Here is a 16,473-nt window from a genome sequence, read left to right as displayed (position 1 = left end):
GTCATCCGGGCTCGCGTTTTTTTGCATCGCAGGAACTGTAACGGACCGTAATGACGTTATTTTCTTATTTCCCGACTATTTCCCATGCTAACGGACCCTAATGCCCTTATTTGGCCCCAACCGTGGTGTACAAGGAAGAATACGTGGAAATAACGTCTTCTCGGTCCGTTAGCATCCGGAATCCTCCCGAATCAACGAAATAACGGCGCTGGAGTCCGTTACTACCTCAACCGCGCCTCGTTAAGTAGCTGACGGGATCTGCCTGAAAATTCGCAGGCATCCCATCACGCCTCCTCGCCCTGCGGCATCCAAATCCGGTAGTTCCCGCTGAGCGCCAGCAGAGCAAACAGGTACAGGCAATTGTCGTAATAGCGGCGCTTGCCGGTTCGAACCGGGGTGTTCCAGAACAACTCGACGCTCGCTTTCGCTTGAGGGCCTTCGGCCGCCAGCGAGGCCATCGCGTTGGTGGCGAGCAGTCCGACCGGGTGCAGTGCCGGTTCATTAAACGGTTCGCCCGATATCGTGTAACGGCGGTAATCCTCCGGGTGCTTGTCGGCGAAGAACGCCTGGATTTTTCCCGCTGTCTCCCGTTGCCAAGGATCGGCGGCAAACCACTCCCAGTCGAGGCCCACATTGGCCGCCACTCGATATGCATCGCTATAGAAGTGGCCAAACCCCCGCTCGTTGTTTGGCGTACCGTTGTAGTAGGCATACTCCGGCGCAAGCCCCGTGACCGGATGGCATGAGAGATGCAGGTATTGACGGCTCGCCTCTGCTGCTTCCCTCCAGAACGGACGGTCCTCGGGATACGCCCACAACGCAAACAACTCGTAGAAATGAGGCAAATGGTAGGAAGGATCGGAAAACTCGCAATTCGGAATAAACTTGATCAGCTTGTTGTCCGGGTTCCACATTGGATAACCCACCCCATTTTCGCCTTGGTGCAGACAGGTTCTTAGCAAATCCCGAGCTTGGATGCCGTAGTCGAACGGCGCTTCGCGGTCGCCCCAGCGATGGGACGCAAACAGTAGCGCCAGCGCAAAATATTCCTCACCATCCGGCGCAGGTCCGTTCGATAGCCGCTTCCCGTCCGGGGTGCAGGACCAGGCGAAATATCCGGCGTTCTCCCCTTCGGTCATAAACATATACGTCTTCGTCCACTTCCAAAGCCGATCGAACACATCTTGATTGCCGTACTGGACGGCCATCATCATCCCGTAAGACATCCCCTCCGTTCGCACGTCGAGGTTCCCCGTATCCAGCATATAGCCCATATCCTCGCCGGAGGGGTAATAGAATCGCGTCTCTTCGTCCCCTTCAAATAATTGCTTCCACGTTTCGTCCAGCCTGCGCTGAACCGTCTCCTCCCCATAGCCGTACTCCGCCAGTAAATTCCGATAGTTCCCGGTATCGTATGCTCCTTGACGCTCCGTCATCGCTTAACAGCCCTCCTCAATTTGTGCTTGTTTTGTCTTGACATTAACGTAAACGTAACACGCTCCCCCTAGGAGATTCCATGTGCATTTCGCGCTTTTATTTATCCAAATCAAGCCTAATGACCATAGGAATGTATGCGTATTCAAGAATTTGTGTGATGCGATGAATTTTCGCTTGCAAACCCTAGGGTTCCATACTACCATACAAGTATGGTAGATAAGCAAGTTGAGGTAGAGTAACAACAAGACCTAGACCTAGTGAGGTGATGGAATGAGCGACAAATGGCTGAGTCAATCTGGTTCGGCGGGAAACGCAGTGTATGCCAAGCTGAAGGAGCAGATCGTCACGCTGGAGCTGCCGCCGGGAACAACGTTATCCGAAAAAGAGATGTCCCTCACCTTTCAAGTTAGCCGTACGCCCGTTCGAGAAAGCTTCGTCCGACTTGCGCAGGAAGGGTTGGTGGTTGTGCTGCCGCAACGCGGCACGCGCGTATCGCTGATCGATCCCGAGCTCGTGGAGGAAGCGCGGTTTATGCGGGAACAGCTGGAGCGCGCCGTGATCCGGCTTGCTTGCGAACGGTTCCCGGAGGAAGTGCTGGGCGCGCTGACCGACAACCTCAGCCGACAAGAGGACAGCATCCGTAGGCATGACAACCACGCGATGTTTGCGCTGGACGAGGAGTTCCATCGCATTCTGTTCGCTGGCAGCCGCAAGCTGGGCACATGGGACGTCATCCAGCAGATGAACGCCCATCTCAATCGGACGCGGGTGCTATGGCTGACGACCGACCCGCATTGGGAGAATCTTTATGAGCAGCATCAAGCGATGGTTCAGGCGATCGCCAGCGGGGACGCTGACCGGGCCGACGGGCTAATGAGGGAGCATCTACGGCTCAGCGTCTCCAATTTGCCGGTGTTGCAGGAGCGGTATCCGGGCTATTTTAAGCAAGGCTAGAAGGCTTCACAAAAACAAGATAGGCGGTGAAGGTATGCGCATGACATTTCGCTGGTTCGGCGAGGGCAATGACACAGTGACGCTGGATCAGATCAAGCAAATTCCCGGGGTGGAAGGCCTGGTATGGTCGCTGCACGACGTGCCTGCAGGGGAAGAATGGCCGATGGACAAAATCGAAGAGGTGAAGCGGCAAGCGGACCGCTACGGTTTTCACCTGGAGGTTGTGGAGAGCGTCAACGTGCATGAGGACATTAAGCTCGGCTTGCCGTCGCGGGACCAGTATATCGAAAACTATAAGCGGACCATCGAGAAGGTGGCCCAGGTTGGCGTCAAGGTCATCTGCTACAACTTCATGCCGATCTTCGACTGGCTGCGCACCGATTTACATAAGGCGTCGGGGGACGGTTCAACGGCGTTATTTTATGAAAAAGCTCGTATCCACGACATCGATCCTTTCGAGCTGGTGCACGTGATTAACCAAAACAGCGCGCTAACCATGCCCGGCTGGGAACCGGAGCGGCTGGAGCAATTAACCTCCCTGTTCGAGGCCTACCGGGGCGTGACGGAAGAGGATTTGTGGCGCAACCTGGAGTATTTTCTGAAGGAAATCGTCCCGGTGGCCGAGCAGCACGGGATCCAAATGGCCATTCATCCGGACGATCCGCCGTGGTCCATCTTCGGGTTGCCGCGCATTATCACAAGTCAGCAGAACCTGCGTCGCTTCCTGAAGCTGGTTGATAGCCCGTCCAATGGGATCACTTTGTGCAGCGGATCGCTTGGGGCCAACCCGGACAACGATATTATCGCCATGATCCATGAATTCCAAGACCGGATTCCATTTGCCCATATCCGCAACGTACGCGTGTTCGATAACGGCGATTTTATGGAAACGTCGCATCGGACCCAGGACGGCACCGTCGATATCGCCGGCATCGTCAAAGCGTATTATGACACTGGCTTCACGGGATATGCCCGTCCCGACCACGGCCGCCATATTTGGGGCGAGGAATGCCGTCCGGGGTACGGCCTATATGACCGGGCGCTCGGCATTATGTATCTGTGGGGCTTGTGGGACGCGTATGCCAAGCAAGCCAGCCAATTGAACTGATCGAGGATTATCCTTTATGGATGACGAAAAGGAGTGAAACATCCGATGAGCAATATGCCAGTACATCCGGCTTTGGCCGGCAAAACCGCTGTCATTACCGGAGGAGCCGGGGTCTTGTGCCGGGCGATGGCCCGGGAACTGGGCCGCCAAGGGGCGAAGGTGGCGATCTTGAACCGCACGCTCGCCAAAGGGGAAGCCGTCGCGGAGCAGATTCATGCCGACGGCGGTACGGCGACCGCATTCGCCTGCGACGTGACGGACATCGAGAGCGTTAAGGCGGCGGAGGCTGCCGTTCGGGAGCTTTTTGGCCCGTGCGATATTCTGGTCAACGGGGCCGGCGGTAACCATGCCAGCGCCAATACGACGAACGAGATTTTTCGGCCGGAGGATGCCGCCAATCCCGACGTCACCAGTTTTTTTGACCTCAGCATCCCTGGTGTTCGCGGCGTTCTCGACTTAAACTTCACCGGGACACTGATCCCAACACAAGTATTCGTTAAAGATATGATCGGACGCCCCGGTGCAACAATCATTAACATCTCCTCCATGAGCTCTTATAGTCCGATGACGAAGGTTCCCGCCTACAGCGCGGCCAAAGCGGCGATCAACAACCTGACCCAGTGGCTAGCCGTGCATTTGGCGGAATCCGGCATCCGCGTAAATTCGGTCGCGCCGGGGTTTTTTCTGACGGAACAGAACCGCAATTTGCTGACGAACCCGGACGGGTCGTTAACCGAGCGCTCGAATAAAATCATCACCCATACCCCGATGCGTCGCTTCGGCGTGCCGGAGGATTTGCTGGGCACCCTGCTGTGGCTGGCGGATGCGGAGACGTCCGGCTTCGTGACCGGCACGGTGATCCCAGTCGACGGCGGCTTCATGGCTTATTCTGGAGTCTAAGCCAGCGGCACTTCCGCTCCTGCGGAACCTTGCCCAGCACCCCGCCGTTACAAGCTCAAACTTGCCTTGACGCGGGAAGGCGGACAACAACGAGAGCACGTATCCGAGTGGCTACTTTAAAGGAGATGGAACCAACATGTCTAGTTATCAAGTGATCAATGAAGTTTCCCTCCGGGAAAAGGCCGTTGCCTTCACTTTCGACGACGGCCCTAATCCGATTTATACCCCGCAGGTCCTGGAGATCTTCCAGGAGGTGCAAGGGAAAGCAACCTTCTTCATGATCGGCACGCAGATCGAAAAAAGCTTGGAAACCGCGAAAGCCGTTCACGAGCACGGCCACGAGATCGGTAACCACACATACTCGCACCCGCACCTCCCCGAACTTAGCTCCGAAGAAGTCCGCCGGGAAATGCAGCTGACGGAGGAGCTGATCCAGCAAGTGACGGGGGCAAAACCGAAGGTTTACCGTCCGCCTTATATCGATACCTCCGAGGAGGTTGCTGCGATCACCGCCGGAGAATTCGGTTATCCCGCGATCGGAGCGGTCAATGGTGCGGCGACAGATTGGGAAATGCCCGGTGTCGCGCATATTGTGGAAAAGACGCGGGAACAAATCCGCCCGGGCAGCATCCTGTTGTTTCATGACGGCTTCGACGACCGTTCCCAAACGGTTGAAGCCGTGCGCATCCTGGCCGCCGAGTTGACGGCCGCCGGGTATCGACTTGTCACGGTCAGCGAGCTGCTCGCGTTGAGCGCTGCCGAAGCCTAAGTTGCATCGTAAAAAGGCCAAAAGGGCTGCGCCACTCCGGCGTTCCTTTTGGCCTTTTTTTCATCGGGCAACCGCCTCATGACGCTCCCCAAACTTCGACTACGACCCGTAATACACCTCCGCTTGGTGTTCGAATTGCTGCAGCTGCTCGCGGACGCGCACGACCTCGCCGACGAGGATGAGCGCCGGGTTACTGAGCTTCACCGCGGCCGCCAGCTTGTGCATGTCGTCCAAGGTGCAAGTGAACGTGCGCTGCTTGCGAGTCGTACCGCTTTCGATCAATGCTACCGGCGTCTGGGCGGGCTTGCCATAGCGGAGCAGCTCGCTGCGGATGGCGGCAATTTGGCTGACGCCCATGTAAATCGCCAGCGTGTCAACGCCTTGCGCCAGCATGTCCCAGCGAACCGGCTGGCGATCGCCGTGGCAGCGGGTGCCGGTTACGCAAGCGAAGGAGGCGGCCGCCCCGCGGTGCGTCAGCGGCACTCCGGCGGAGGCCGCCGCGCCAAGCGCCGACGTGATGCCGGGAATCACCTCATAGGGGATTCCCGCGGCCGCCAGCGCCAGCGCCTCTTCCCCGCCGCGCCCGAAGACGAAGGGGTCGCCGCCTTTCAGGCGTACCACCCGCTTTCCTTCCAAGGCGTATCCGACCAGACGCCGGTGGATGTCCTCCTGCGGCATCGCATGGCGTCCCGGTGCCTTGCCGCAGTATATCAGCTCCGCGCAGGGGCCAGCGTAAGCCAGCAGCTCTTCGCTGATGAGGCGATCGTACAGGACGACCTCCGCTTCGCGCAACCGTTTCATTGCCTTAACCGTGATCAGCTCTGGATCACCGGGACCCGCTCCGACAATACTCACTGTCCCTGGGCCATTCATAAGCGTTCTCCCGCCACGGACAACGCCCGACCGTCCGGCTCAGCCATCTCCGTTACGTTAACCCGTGCCTCTTCTCCACGTTGCAACTTCCCCTTTTGCGCGAGATACAACATCAATCCGGTAAACACGACGCCGCCCAGGAAGTTGCCGATCAAGACGGGAATCTGATTCCACAGCCACCAATCCGCGAAGCTGACATTCGCCCCCAGCAGCATCCCCAACGGGATGACGAACATATTGACCACGGCATGCTCAAACCCTTGCGCAAAAAAGATCAGAATCGGCAGCCACATCGCTACGATTTTACCGACTGTCGATTTCGAGGTCATCGCCATCACCACGCCAAGCGTCACCATCCAGTTGCAAAGGACCGCTTTGATAATCACCAGCGCTAAGCCGCTGCCGCCTAGATGCTTGTAGGCCAGCGTCTTCGCTTCGCTCGTCTGGATCAACGTCTGCACGAGCGGATGGGTCAGTTCTATCCCCATTTTCGTAATCGTCAGTCCATACAAAACGGCATAAACGGCGCAACCGATCAAATGTCCCAGAATCACCCATCCGAAGCTCGACAGCATCCTTGTCAGCGAAACGCGGCGTTCCAGCACGGCCAACGGGATGAGCGCGAAGCTGCCGGTGACAAGCTCTAAGCCCAGCAGTACGATGATCACGAACCCCACGGGGAAAACAACCGCCCCCACGAGCCCCAGCGAGGTTTGCTGCGTTGCGGTTAATGCCAATGTCGTGGCGAAGGCCAGGATCGCTCCGCCCAAGAACCCCTTCACCAGCAACTGTAGAATGCTGAGGTTGGCTTTATTTTCACCCGTCTCGATCATAGTTCCAAGTACTTCTCCTGGTTTGACGTAATCCATGGTTCGTCCACTCCTTTATCTGCGGCGGTATCTCTATACGCTACAGTGATAGATAAATAGCTCCGGTCGCTTCATCCACTTCGGTTTCGTAGACGGTTACCTCGCCATGATCGGGCTCTTGGACGCGTCCGCTGTGCAGGTTGATCTTCCAATCATGCAGGGGACAATGCACGGCCGAGCCGCACACCATCCCTTCCGACAATTTGCCGCCTTTATGCGGACAGCGGTTTTCAATCGCGTGGATACTGCCGTCGCTGAGACGGAAAATAGCCACCTCTTTGTCTTCAACCCTCACCGTCCGCGAGCCAAGCCGATCAATGTCGTCCAAACGGGCGACCTGAATTTTTGTAATCATAGCCTCTCCCCCTATATGAGATTACGAATTTTGCAATTGCACGTCCCGCAGCGGTTCGAAGTTTTTGCGCAATTCTTCGTTTTCGATGATTTCCTTCCAAGGGTCGGTCGTCCGGCTCAGCGTATCTTCGATCCGGGCGGCCAGCGCCTGGCGTTCCTCGGCTTGCTCCAGCACGGCTTTGATGGCATCAAGGCCCACCCGTTCAACCCACTGCGCGGTGCGTTCGTTCCAGTTCGCCTGCTCGCGGTAATGCTGCAGGAACGCCGCCGTCCATTCAAGGACTTCATCTTCGGTTTTCACCACGCCGAGCAGATCCGCTGCCCGTACCTTGACACCGCCGTTGCCGCCGACATGGATCTCCCATCCGCCGTCGATGGCGACAACACCCAAATCCTTGATCGTCGCTTCGGCGCAGTTCCGCGGGCAGCCCGACACGGCCAGCTTCACTTTACCCGGCGTATTCAAGCGCTCAAACGCCTTCTCCAACCGGATGCCCATGCCGATCGAATCCTGGGTACCGAACCGGCAAAAGGTCGATCCTACACACGTCTTCACCGTCCGCAACGCTTTGCCATACGCATGGCCGGACGCCATGTCCAGCTCCTCCCATACCTTCGGCAGATCCTCTTTCTTGACGCCAAGGAGGTCTAACCGCTGCCCGCCGGTGAACTTCACCATCGGAACGTCGTATTTCTCCGCGACCGCCGCGATTCGTTTGAGTTCGGCTGGGGAGGTCACACCGCCGTAGATCCGCGGCACGACGGAGAAAGTGCCATCCTTCTGGATGTTCGCGTGGTAACGCTCGTTGGCGAAGCGAGACTCTTTTTCGTCCACATATTCGGCTGGCCACAGCATACCCAGGTAGTAGTTCAGCGCCGGGCGGCATTTCGAGCAGCCCTCGGGTTCGCGCCATTCCAGCACGTTCATGACCTCGCGCACGCTCTTGAGTCCCATCTGCTTGATGCTTGCGACGATCTCATCGCGGCCGAGCGGCGTACAGCCACAAATGCCTTCCTTCACCGCTTTGACATCGCCCTCCGCATACAAATGCAGCAGGCCTTCCACCAACGGTTTGCAGCCGCCGCAGGAACCGGATGCTTTCGTGCATGCTTTGATCTCGCCTACGCTGGCACAGCCGCCCTTCACCGCTTCGACGATCGTGCCTTTAGTGACGCCGTTGCAACCGCAGATGATTTCATCGTCGGCCATCGCCGCCAACTTGGCACTCGGGGAGGAGGCTCCTGCCCCCGCCTGCCCCGGAGCATATCCGAGCAGCAACTCCTTCTCTTTCCCGGCCACGGACTCGCCGCTTTTGATCTTAGCGAACAGCGAAGGGCCGTCCGTCGTATCGCCGAACATCACCGCTCCAATCAGCTTGTCGTCCTGTAGGACGATTTTGCGGTACGTGCCTTCCAGTTCGTCTTGAATGCGCAGTGAGCGTGTGCCCGGAACATCATTGAAGTACCCTGCGGAAAATACATCCACCCCCGATACCTTCAACTTCGTGGAGGTCACGGATCCCTCGTACCCGGCCGTATCCACACCGGCTAACCGTTTGGCCAGCACACTGCCTTGTTCGTAGAGAGGGGCGACCAGTCCGTAGGCGATGCCGCGATGCTCGGCGCATTCCCCAACGGCATAAACGCCGGGCGCACTTGCCTCCAAATAGTCGTTCACGACGATGCCTCGCGCTACCTCCAGCCCTGCCTCTTTCGCCAGCTCAATGTTCGGCTTGATGCCGACGGCCATCACGACCAGATCCGCTTCAAGCCGACTTCCGTCCGCGAACTCCAGCCCCTCGGCCCGCCGTCCGCCATAAATGTTAGCCGTTTGCTTCTGCAGAAGGAACTTCATACCCTGTGCCTCCAGCTCGCGCTGCAGCATCCGCGACGCCGGTTCGTCGAGCTGGCGTTCCATCAAATAAGGATGGATGTGCACGACCGAGACATCCATGCCGAGATGCAGCAAACCGCGGGCAGCTTCCAATCCAAGCAAGCCGCCGCCGATGACCGCGGCTTGCTTATATTTGCGGGACGCCTCCATCATCAACTCGCAATCCTTGATGTCTCGAAACCCGATCACGCCTTCTTTGCGTGCCCCGGGGATCGGTAAGATGAACGGATTGGAACCCGTAGCCAGAATCAGCGTGTCATAATCGGCTTTCAATCCGGATGCCGACACGACCTTGCGCTCCTTCGTATCGATCTGGACGACCGCATCGCCTAGATGCAGCCGAATCTTATTTTCCTCGTACCAGGCCAAATCGTTGATTACGATCTCCTTCATGTCAGCCCCTCCCGCCAGCACCGAGGACAACATAATACGGTTGTAGTTCGGATGCGGCTCCGCGCCAAAAACCGTAATTTCGTACGCTTCCGGAGCCAGCTTCAATACATGCTCTATTGTTCGCATCCCCGCCATTCCATTCCCGATCAGCACCATTTTTTTCTTTCGGTTCATCTCCGTCTCCCCTTTCTCGAATCGCGAAAAACACAAAAAGCCCGTCTCGCCCCTAGAAAGACGCACTTTTGCGTTTTTCCTTGGGTTGCGAAGACAGGCTCCATTGCCGCTTCTTGCAGGCACCTCATTGTGCCCGGCATTCCTTTATGGAATTTTGAATGACATTCTTGTGAATCCAGCGTTTGGTTGTCATTTACTATATAAGAGGATGGTGACGATGTCAATATATATTACATAAAATTGAGTTATCGAAATTTTTAATGTAAGTTAATGTGACATATGTATTGATTTTTCAGAAAAAAGGCGCGAAAATACACTTATCCCTTTAAATTTAAAATTCAATGTTAGGTTTTCTTTCCCTGCAACCAGACAGCGATGCCCTTTCCTTTACCGCTTTAAAGCCAAGCACCCGCTTAGATCTGGAAACACACCGTTATGGATAGGAGGGATCACCTCTCGATGCGCTTCTTATTGGTCATTCGCGAAGCTGTATTACCCGGGACTGCTCCGACAGATTCCTCGAAGTCTTTGCCCTTGGCTGAACCCGAAACCCTCCTCAAAACCAGCGGGTATCAGGTGTTTGCCTCCTGTCAGGAACCGTTAATCCGCAAGCGGATCAAGGAATTTGACGCCGCGGTGCTGGATATGCCGATCGAGGGCATGCAACGCTGGGGCACGTTGCTGCTTAGGTGGAGGCCGCTCCCGCTCTTATGGTGGTGCAGCCCCGAAACGGCGAGTTCCTCACTGGAGGCTTGCGAAACCGAGGTCCCCGTCGACGGCCTGCTATCCCCAACCATGACGGCGTCTGAACTGCATTGGGCGCTTCACTTCAGCGCCAAGCATTTCTTCGAGCGCCGGACGTGGCAGGATGAACGGGCCCAATTGGTTTCCCGGCTGGAGGAACGAAAGTGGATCGACATGGCCAAGAGCATCCTGTGCGACGTCAACAAAGTATCCGAAGCCGAGGCTTATGATCTGCTGCGCAAGCGAGCGATGAACGAGCGTAAACGGATGGTGGATGTGGCGACCTCGGTCGTCAAAGCTCACCAGCAATTGAAATTTTGAGAGGATTCTCGGCGCTAAACACTTGAACTTTTAATTTGCTTGCAAATAAAGGAGGGCTCTCGATGACGATGACAGAAATCCTGAAGGAAGTAGGCCGAGGCAAGAGAGGCGCCCGCGACCTGACTTACGAGGAGGCAAGCGTGGCTGCCGATCTGATGATCGGAGGCCAAGCGACACCGGCGCAAATCGGTGCCTTCTTCATGGCACAGCGGATCAAGCTGGAGAGTGTTGAGGAGCTGAAGGCGTTCGTGATCGCCTTCCGTAAGCATGCCCACCGCTCACCTATTCCGCAGGGATTGGACTGCGCCGGACCTTACGACGGCCGAACCACCTCCTTTATGGCAACGTTCGCTACCTCCTTCCTGCTGGCAGCAGGGGGATTACCCGTCACCTTGCACGGCACCCCGTCACTCCCGCCGAAATGGGGGGTGACTCTAACCGATCTGCTTGGCGGGTTAGGCGTCGACAGCCGATTGATGGAATGGGCACCGGCTGCGCGTCCAGCCGATTTTGCCGGGGTCCGCTTCGTGCCGGCGGAGGTCTGGTGCCCGCCGCTTGCGAAGCTTCGCCCGATCCGCGAGGAGCTGGGCTTGCGGACGATCCTGAATACGATCGAGAAGCTCCTGGACTTCAGCGACTCGCCTTATTTGGTATACGGTGTATACCACAACACGGTGTTCGACCGGATGGCCCAGCTTATCGAGCAGTTGGATTACCGGAGGGCGTTGATCGTCCAAGGCGCTCAGGGCTCAGAGGATCTGTTTATCGACCGCCCGACGCGTACCTATGTGGTGGGAGGCGGCGAGGCCAGGTTGCAATTAGTCGACCCGGAGACCTACGGTTTAGACACCCCGCTGCCGGAAGAGGACGATACGGCCTGGACTGTGACCAAGCAGCTCCAGATCACCGAACAGGTGCTGCAAGGCCAGGCCCATCCGGCTTACGTGAATCAGGTGCTGCTGAACGGGGCGGTTCGCCTGGAGCTTGCCGGGCGTGTCGACTCCGTCGAGGAGGGCATCTATACCTGCAAAGCGCTGCTGGACGACGGCAGCCCGTGGGCGACTTACTGCAGTTGGCGCGATACGCTGCGCCTGGAGCAGGCCGTCGCCGCAGAACGCGCAAAAGCCCCCCATCAAGCCTGATTCCAGGCTGATGGGAGGCTTTCTCTTTAGCTATGGTCGAAATAGCGGTAAATTTTCACCTTATTTCGTTGTATTTGACCCAATCGCCAAAAATAACGCCATATAATCACCTTATTCCCTGGAAAAGTGCCCGTAATACGGCCACAACCGATAAATAAGGTGATTTTGTACCTCTATTGGGGCTGCCGGACGCGAATCGTGCGAAATAAGACCCATTCTTCACCTTATTTCGCTGCTAACTCGGTCACCGAGCGTCCCAGCACCAGGGACCCGTCATCAGGCACCAGGCACAGCCCCGTATCAATACGCCCCGCGAATATGCTGAGCCACTTCGTTTTGGTAGAAAGCCGCCAGTCGCATCAATTCCGCTTCGCTGAACGAAGGCACGCCGATCGCACCAAGGTTGTCCTCGACTTGGCGCACGTTGCGGAAGCCAGGGATCACGCAGGTCACTTCCGGCTGATCGAGAATCCAGCGCATCGCCGCGCGGGCCATGTCACCGCGCCCTTCGGCGATCCAGTCCAGCTGCGCCGCCAGCTCGACGCCCTTGGTGAACGGCAAGCCCGCAAACGTCTCGCCGACGTTAAATTGCTCGCCGTTGGCGTTAAAGCTGCGGTGATCATCCGCCGCAAACGTCGTGTCCGGCTTGAACTTGCCGGTCAGCAGGCCGCTGGCCAGCGGAAGACGCACGAGGATGCCGACACCCGCTTCCTGTGCCTTTGGCAGCAGCTGCGTCAGCGGTTTTTGGCGGAACAGGTTCAGAATCACCTGCAACGCTTTAACCCCGGGAACGCCAAGGCAGAACAAACCTTCTTCCACCGTCTCTACACTGACGCCATAGTGGCGGATTTTACCCTCGGCCTGCAGCTTGTCCAACACCTCGAACACCCGACCGTCCTTCAGCACGGACAACGGCGGGCAATGGATTTGGTACAGGTCGATGCGCTCGCGCTCCAGCCGTTTCAGACTGGCTTCGCAGTAAGCCCGCACCCGCGCTTCCGAATAGGTCTCGAGGTCATGAATATCGCCGGCGCGGCAAAATTTCGTCGCGACATGAATGTCGTCTTCCTTCCCTTTGGTCGCTTTGGCGAGTAGCTGCTCCGCATGCCCGTCGCCGTACACGTCTGCCGTATCGAAGAAATTGACGCCTTCTCCAATCGCTTTATCCAAGCCTTTCAAGGCCTCATCATCATTGGTATTCCCCCAGCTCCCGCCGATGGCCCATGTGCCAAAGCTGACTTCGCTGACTTGCAGTCCCGTATTTCCGAGCTCCCGATATTTCATCGGTCTTCCCTCCTAAGGTTTGGTGGTGTCTAAGTCTCCAATAGGTTCTACACGCTTCAAAAGAGGCCCTTCAACAGAAGGACCTCTTTCTATATTACACCGAAAACGCCCGTAGAATAAAGCGTTTCCCTTTTTCCGATTCTCCGCTTAGTAAATCGTTCTTCCCCGTTCGTCAGGCACCCCGGATTTACGATAAAAATACGTGTTGATGACGTCACGCCAATGCTTGGCGTGTTCGGCCTGCTCGGCCAGCCGGCTCGCCACCGCGGCATGTCGCAACGGATCCACCCGATCCCGAAGCACCGGTGCATCCCAGACATGCGTCAGTTCCTCCGCCGCCTCGGCTCCTGCAAAGTGGGTGTCATAGATGTGCTGAATCACCGTATTTCCAGAATGCAGCCGGTAACTGTAAGATACGTGGTGAAAGAATAATAGAAGCTCATCCGGACACCTCTCCAGCGAATCGTACATTTCTTGGTTTGGGCTGAAATACTGCGCCGTATATCCCGTCCCCGTGGCCATCGTCCGGTCGACCCCAATTCCGTCCCGGTCGGCAAAATGATACGTTCCCCAACGCGAATACTCATACCCATCGACATCCGGCCCGTAATGGGAGTGCGGCACAACCATCCAGCCCACACCTAGCGGTGCCGTGTAACTCTCATAAATCGGCCAGGAGGCCATCAACATCTCGCGGATCGGTCCGGTTACCTCCGGGTCGCTGCCGAAGGTCATGTCGGCCCATTCCTCGGCAATCTGCTCCGAGGAGAGCTCCGGATCCCAGGTCAGCCGGCCGTAACCGTACAGGTTAGCCTGTGCCAACGGATGTCCGGTCCAATTTTCGTCATCGCCGATATTGGACACCGCTGCCACGCCGCTGAATTTCATGCCGAACAATGATCCGTCCACGACATGCTTCACCTCTGCCCCCGCGTTCGCCGCATGCGTATTGAAATCAAGCACCTGCTTCCACTGCGGGACCAGATAACACAGATGACGCTGCTGACCCGTGTATTCCTGCGTGATTTGGAATTCGATCATTTGGTTCGTGTGCTGCATCGCGCCAAACAATGGAGATACCGGCTCCCGCACCTGAAAATCCATCGGTCCATTCTTGATTTGCAGCAGCACGTTGTCGTGGAACTTCCCGTCCAGCGGCTTGAAATGGTCATACGCGGCGCGGGCCCGATCTGTCGAACGATCCCGCCAATCCTGCATGCAGTTGTAAACGAAGCAGCGCCAAATCACCAGTCCGCCGAATGGGGCCAAGGCTTCCGCCAACATGTTCGCGCCGTCGGCATGATCCCGTCCGTAAGCGAACGGGCCCGGACGATGCTCGGAATCCGCCTTCACCACGAATCCGCCGAAATCCGGGATATGCCGGTAGATCCGGATCGCGGCCTCCGCCCACCACCGGCGAACTCCCGAATCTAACGGATCCGCTGTCTCCAAATCACCCAGAGACAGCGGCGCCGCAAAATTGATGCTCAGAAACAAGGCAATCCCATAATCGCGAAACACCTCAGCTACGCGGGCCACCTCTGGCAAGTATTCCTCGGTGATCCACCGCGTCTCCCGTTCATGCACATTCACGTTATTGATCGAGATCGCATTGATCCCTACTGAAGCAAGCAAACGCGCATAATCACGAACCCGCTGTAAATCCCGGACGATCTCGCCATCTCGATAAAATATCGATGCCCCCGCATATCCACGCTCGATCGAACCGTCGGCGTTATCCCATTGGTTGATCATCCGCAGTTGGTTTGCCGGTTGTTCCTCGGTGGCCAGACGAGCCGGCTCCCAGCCCTGCGCGATACCGAACAGCAACCGGAATACGCCATACAACACGCCGCTCGCGGAGCCGCCGTCCAGCTCCAGCCGTTCTATCCCGTCCACCGAAACCCATCTCAACGCGAAAGCATCCCGCCCATTATCCCAGCTCGGCGCCTCAGGAGCAAGCCCAGACGCAGGCTCCGCCGCTGCACGCAACACAAGGCAGGAATCGGCAAGCGGAACTTCGTGCAGCACCTCCGGTCTCGTTCCCAGCATCGCCTGCACACCATCTATCAACTCAGCGACCGCCGTGTTGAACACCCTGCCGTGCTGCTCCCCTTTGACGACAATACGCCCCAGCAGTCGACGATACTGGTCGAAGGGTTCGCCTTCCGGCTTCCTTTCATACTGCAGCCATGCTTTATATAGCGTGCTGTCGTTCATGATCGCTTCTCCTTAACAAGAGCCGCGACGCGTTCAAACGCAAGCTTCGGCTGATGCGCCGCATCGAATAGAAACGGCCAGTTCTTCCGTCCACGGACCGGGAAATCATCCAGCCATGTGTAATCGTCCGCTGCCCCCCAGAAGGTTACCCCGCTGATGATCTGACGATACTCCAGCAGCAGCCGGAACACCGCCTCATAACGTTCGGCTTGAAGCTCCAGCATGGCCGGATCGGGAGAGGTCAAGTCGGTTCGCCGATCCTCGAAACGGAACATCGAGACATCCAGTTCGGTTAATTGCAATTGAAGCCCAAGGGAGGCATACTTCTCGATCGCTGCCCGAATCTCATCCAGCGACGGGTCGTACAAGTTCCAGTGGGCCTGCAAGCCGATGCCATGAATCGGCACCCCTTGCTCCAGCAACGATTGGACGAGTGCATAGATCTTATCGCGCTTCTGGGGGTTGGATTCGTTGTAATCGTTATAAAACAACAAGGCCTGCGGATCAGCCTCATGCGCATATTCAAACGCTTTGGCGATAAGATCGGGGCCCGCAATCTCCGTCCACTTCGAGGTGCGCAGCAGCGCCTCCCCCTCATCCGCAATCGCCTCGTTAACGACATCCCAGGCGTAGATGTCGTTCTTGTACCGGCCCACCACGGTATGAATATGCTCCCGGACCCGCTCCAGCAGCACATCCTTGCTAACCGTCCCACCTTGGCCATCTCGAAACAGCCAATCTGACGTCTGGTTGTGCCAGACCAGCGTATGTCCGCGCATCGCCATGCCGTATGATCGGGCGAATTCAACTAGCCGATCCGCAGCTTCGAACGTATACGTCTGCTCCTCGGGATGCAGGCTGACGAATTTCATCTCGTTTTCCGCAGTAATACTGTTAAATTGATAAGCCAGCAAGGAATCCTGCGTCCGGATCGTTGCCGGATTGACCGCTGCACCGATTTTGAAATCGTCTGCGAACAATTGTTTTAATGCCGGTTCGGCACTGGATCTCTGATTCATATCTCGCAACCTCCTCGC

At 57.0% G+C, this 16,473-nt stretch carries 14 protein-coding genes; 6 read left to right on the top strand and 8 right to left on the bottom strand.

Translation table 11 applies throughout. The annotated features are described in order from the left end of the window. Nucleotides 1–284: 284 nt before the first annotated feature. Complete coding sequence (locus tag IM700_RS11355; RefSeq protein ID WP_193417016.1) at nucleotides 285–1,436, bottom strand: family 8 glycosyl hydrolase; 1,152 nt, start codon at nucleotides 1,434–1,436, stop codon at nucleotides 285–287. A 271-nt stretch (nucleotides 1,437–1,707) separates the two neighbouring features. Here IM700_RS11355 and IM700_RS11350 point away from each other — a divergent pair, with 271 nt between their 5' ends. The 4 genes from IM700_RS11350 (at nucleotide 1,708) to IM700_RS11335 (ending at nucleotide 5,168) form a co-directional block, all read left to right on the top strand. Continuing rightward, on the top strand, nucleotides 1,708–2,391 hold the full coding sequence (locus IM700_RS11350) for a GntR family transcriptional regulator (RefSeq protein ID WP_193417015.1): 684 nt from the start codon (nucleotides 1,708–1,710) through the stop codon (nucleotides 2,389–2,391). A 34-nt stretch (nucleotides 2,392–2,425) separates the two neighbouring features. Continuing rightward, entirely contained in the window at nucleotides 2,426–3,499 is a 1,074-nt protein-coding gene (gene uxuA, locus IM700_RS11345; protein WP_193417014.1) for a mannonate dehydratase, read from the top strand. A gap of 45 nt (nucleotides 3,500–3,544) precedes the next feature. Continuing rightward, nucleotides 3,545–4,399 (top strand): SDR family oxidoreductase, encoded by an 855-nt coding sequence (locus IM700_RS11340; RefSeq protein ID WP_193417013.1) that lies wholly within the window; start codon nucleotides 3,545–3,547, stop codon nucleotides 4,397–4,399. A gap of 136 nt (nucleotides 4,400–4,535) precedes the next feature. Continuing rightward, nucleotides 4,536–5,168: a polysaccharide deacetylase family protein gene (locus tag IM700_RS11335; protein ID WP_193417012.1), complete on the top strand. Its 633-nt coding sequence runs from the start codon at nucleotides 4,536–4,538 to the stop codon at nucleotides 5,166–5,168. Nucleotides 5,169–5,267: 99 nt separating this feature from the next. Here the strand turns inward: IM700_RS11335 and cobA are convergent, their stop codons facing one another. The 4 genes from cobA to nirB are packed head-to-tail and all read right to left on the bottom strand — an operon-like array spanning nucleotide 5,268 to nucleotide 9,725. Beyond that, entirely contained in the window at nucleotides 5,268–6,041 is a 774-nt protein-coding gene (gene cobA, locus IM700_RS11330) for a uroporphyrinogen-III C-methyltransferase (RefSeq protein WP_193417011.1), read from the bottom strand. Beyond that, nucleotides 6,038–6,910, bottom strand: coding sequence for a formate/nitrite transporter family protein (locus IM700_RS11325; RefSeq protein ID WP_193417010.1), 873 nt, complete (start codon nucleotides 6,908–6,910; stop codon nucleotides 6,038–6,040). Before IM700_RS11325 ends, cobA begins: the two co-directional genes overlap by 4 nt. Before the next feature lie 40 nt (nucleotides 6,911–6,950). Next, entirely contained in the window at nucleotides 6,951–7,265 is a 315-nt protein-coding gene (gene nirD / locus IM700_RS11320; RefSeq protein ID WP_193417009.1) for a nitrite reductase small subunit NirD, read from the bottom strand. A 21-nt stretch (nucleotides 7,266–7,286) separates the two neighbouring features. Beyond that, nucleotides 7,287–9,725 (bottom strand): nitrite reductase large subunit NirB, encoded by a 2,439-nt coding sequence (nirB, locus tag IM700_RS11315; RefSeq protein WP_193417008.1) that lies wholly within the window; start codon nucleotides 9,723–9,725, stop codon nucleotides 7,287–7,289. 459 nt (nucleotides 9,726–10,184) lie between these two features. Between nirB and IM700_RS11310 the strand changes: the two genes are divergently transcribed. Next, nucleotides 10,185–10,790 carry an ANTAR domain-containing response regulator gene (locus IM700_RS11310; protein ID WP_193417007.1) on the top strand — a complete coding sequence of 202 codons (606 nt, stop codon included), beginning with the start codon at nucleotides 10,185–10,187 and terminating at the stop codon, nucleotides 10,788–10,790. A 62-nt stretch (nucleotides 10,791–10,852) separates the two neighbouring features. Continuing rightward, nucleotides 10,853–11,932 (top strand): anthranilate phosphoribosyltransferase, encoded by a 1,080-nt coding sequence (locus IM700_RS11305; protein ID WP_193417006.1) that lies wholly within the window; start codon nucleotides 10,853–10,855, stop codon nucleotides 11,930–11,932. 300 nt (nucleotides 11,933–12,232) lie between these two features. On the opposite strand, the gene IM700_RS11300 is transcribed toward IM700_RS11305, so the two are convergent. The 3 genes from IM700_RS11300 to IM700_RS11290 all read right to left on the bottom strand — a co-directional run bounded on the left by IM700_RS11300 (nucleotide 12,233) and on the right by IM700_RS11290 (nucleotide 16,455). Beyond that, entirely contained in the window at nucleotides 12,233–13,216 is a 984-nt protein-coding gene (locus IM700_RS11300) for an aldo/keto reductase (protein ID WP_193417005.1), read from the bottom strand. Nucleotides 13,217–13,363: 147 nt separating this feature from the next. Next, the gene (locus IM700_RS11295; protein ID WP_193417004.1) at nucleotides 13,364–15,436 is read right to left on the bottom strand and encodes an alpha-glucuronidase family glycosyl hydrolase; all 2,073 of its coding nucleotides are present in this window, start codon (nucleotides 15,434–15,436) and stop codon (nucleotides 13,364–13,366) included. Then, nucleotides 15,433–16,455, bottom strand: a complete 1,023-nt coding sequence (locus tag IM700_RS11290; protein WP_193417003.1) for an endo-1,4-beta-xylanase — start codon at nucleotides 16,453–16,455, stop codon at nucleotides 15,433–15,435. Before IM700_RS11290 ends, IM700_RS11295 begins: the two co-directional genes overlap by 4 nt. Nucleotides 16,456–16,473: the final 18 nt, after the last annotated feature.

It is taken from the genome of Paenibacillus rhizolycopersici (assembly GCF_014947195.2).
GTDB classification, from domain to species: domain Bacteria; phylum Bacillota; class Bacilli; order Paenibacillales; family Paenibacillaceae; genus Fontibacillus; species Fontibacillus rhizolycopersici.
The sequence above is the reverse complement of the archived record's forward strand: the minus strand, read 5'-3'. Positions and strand labels throughout refer to the sequence as shown.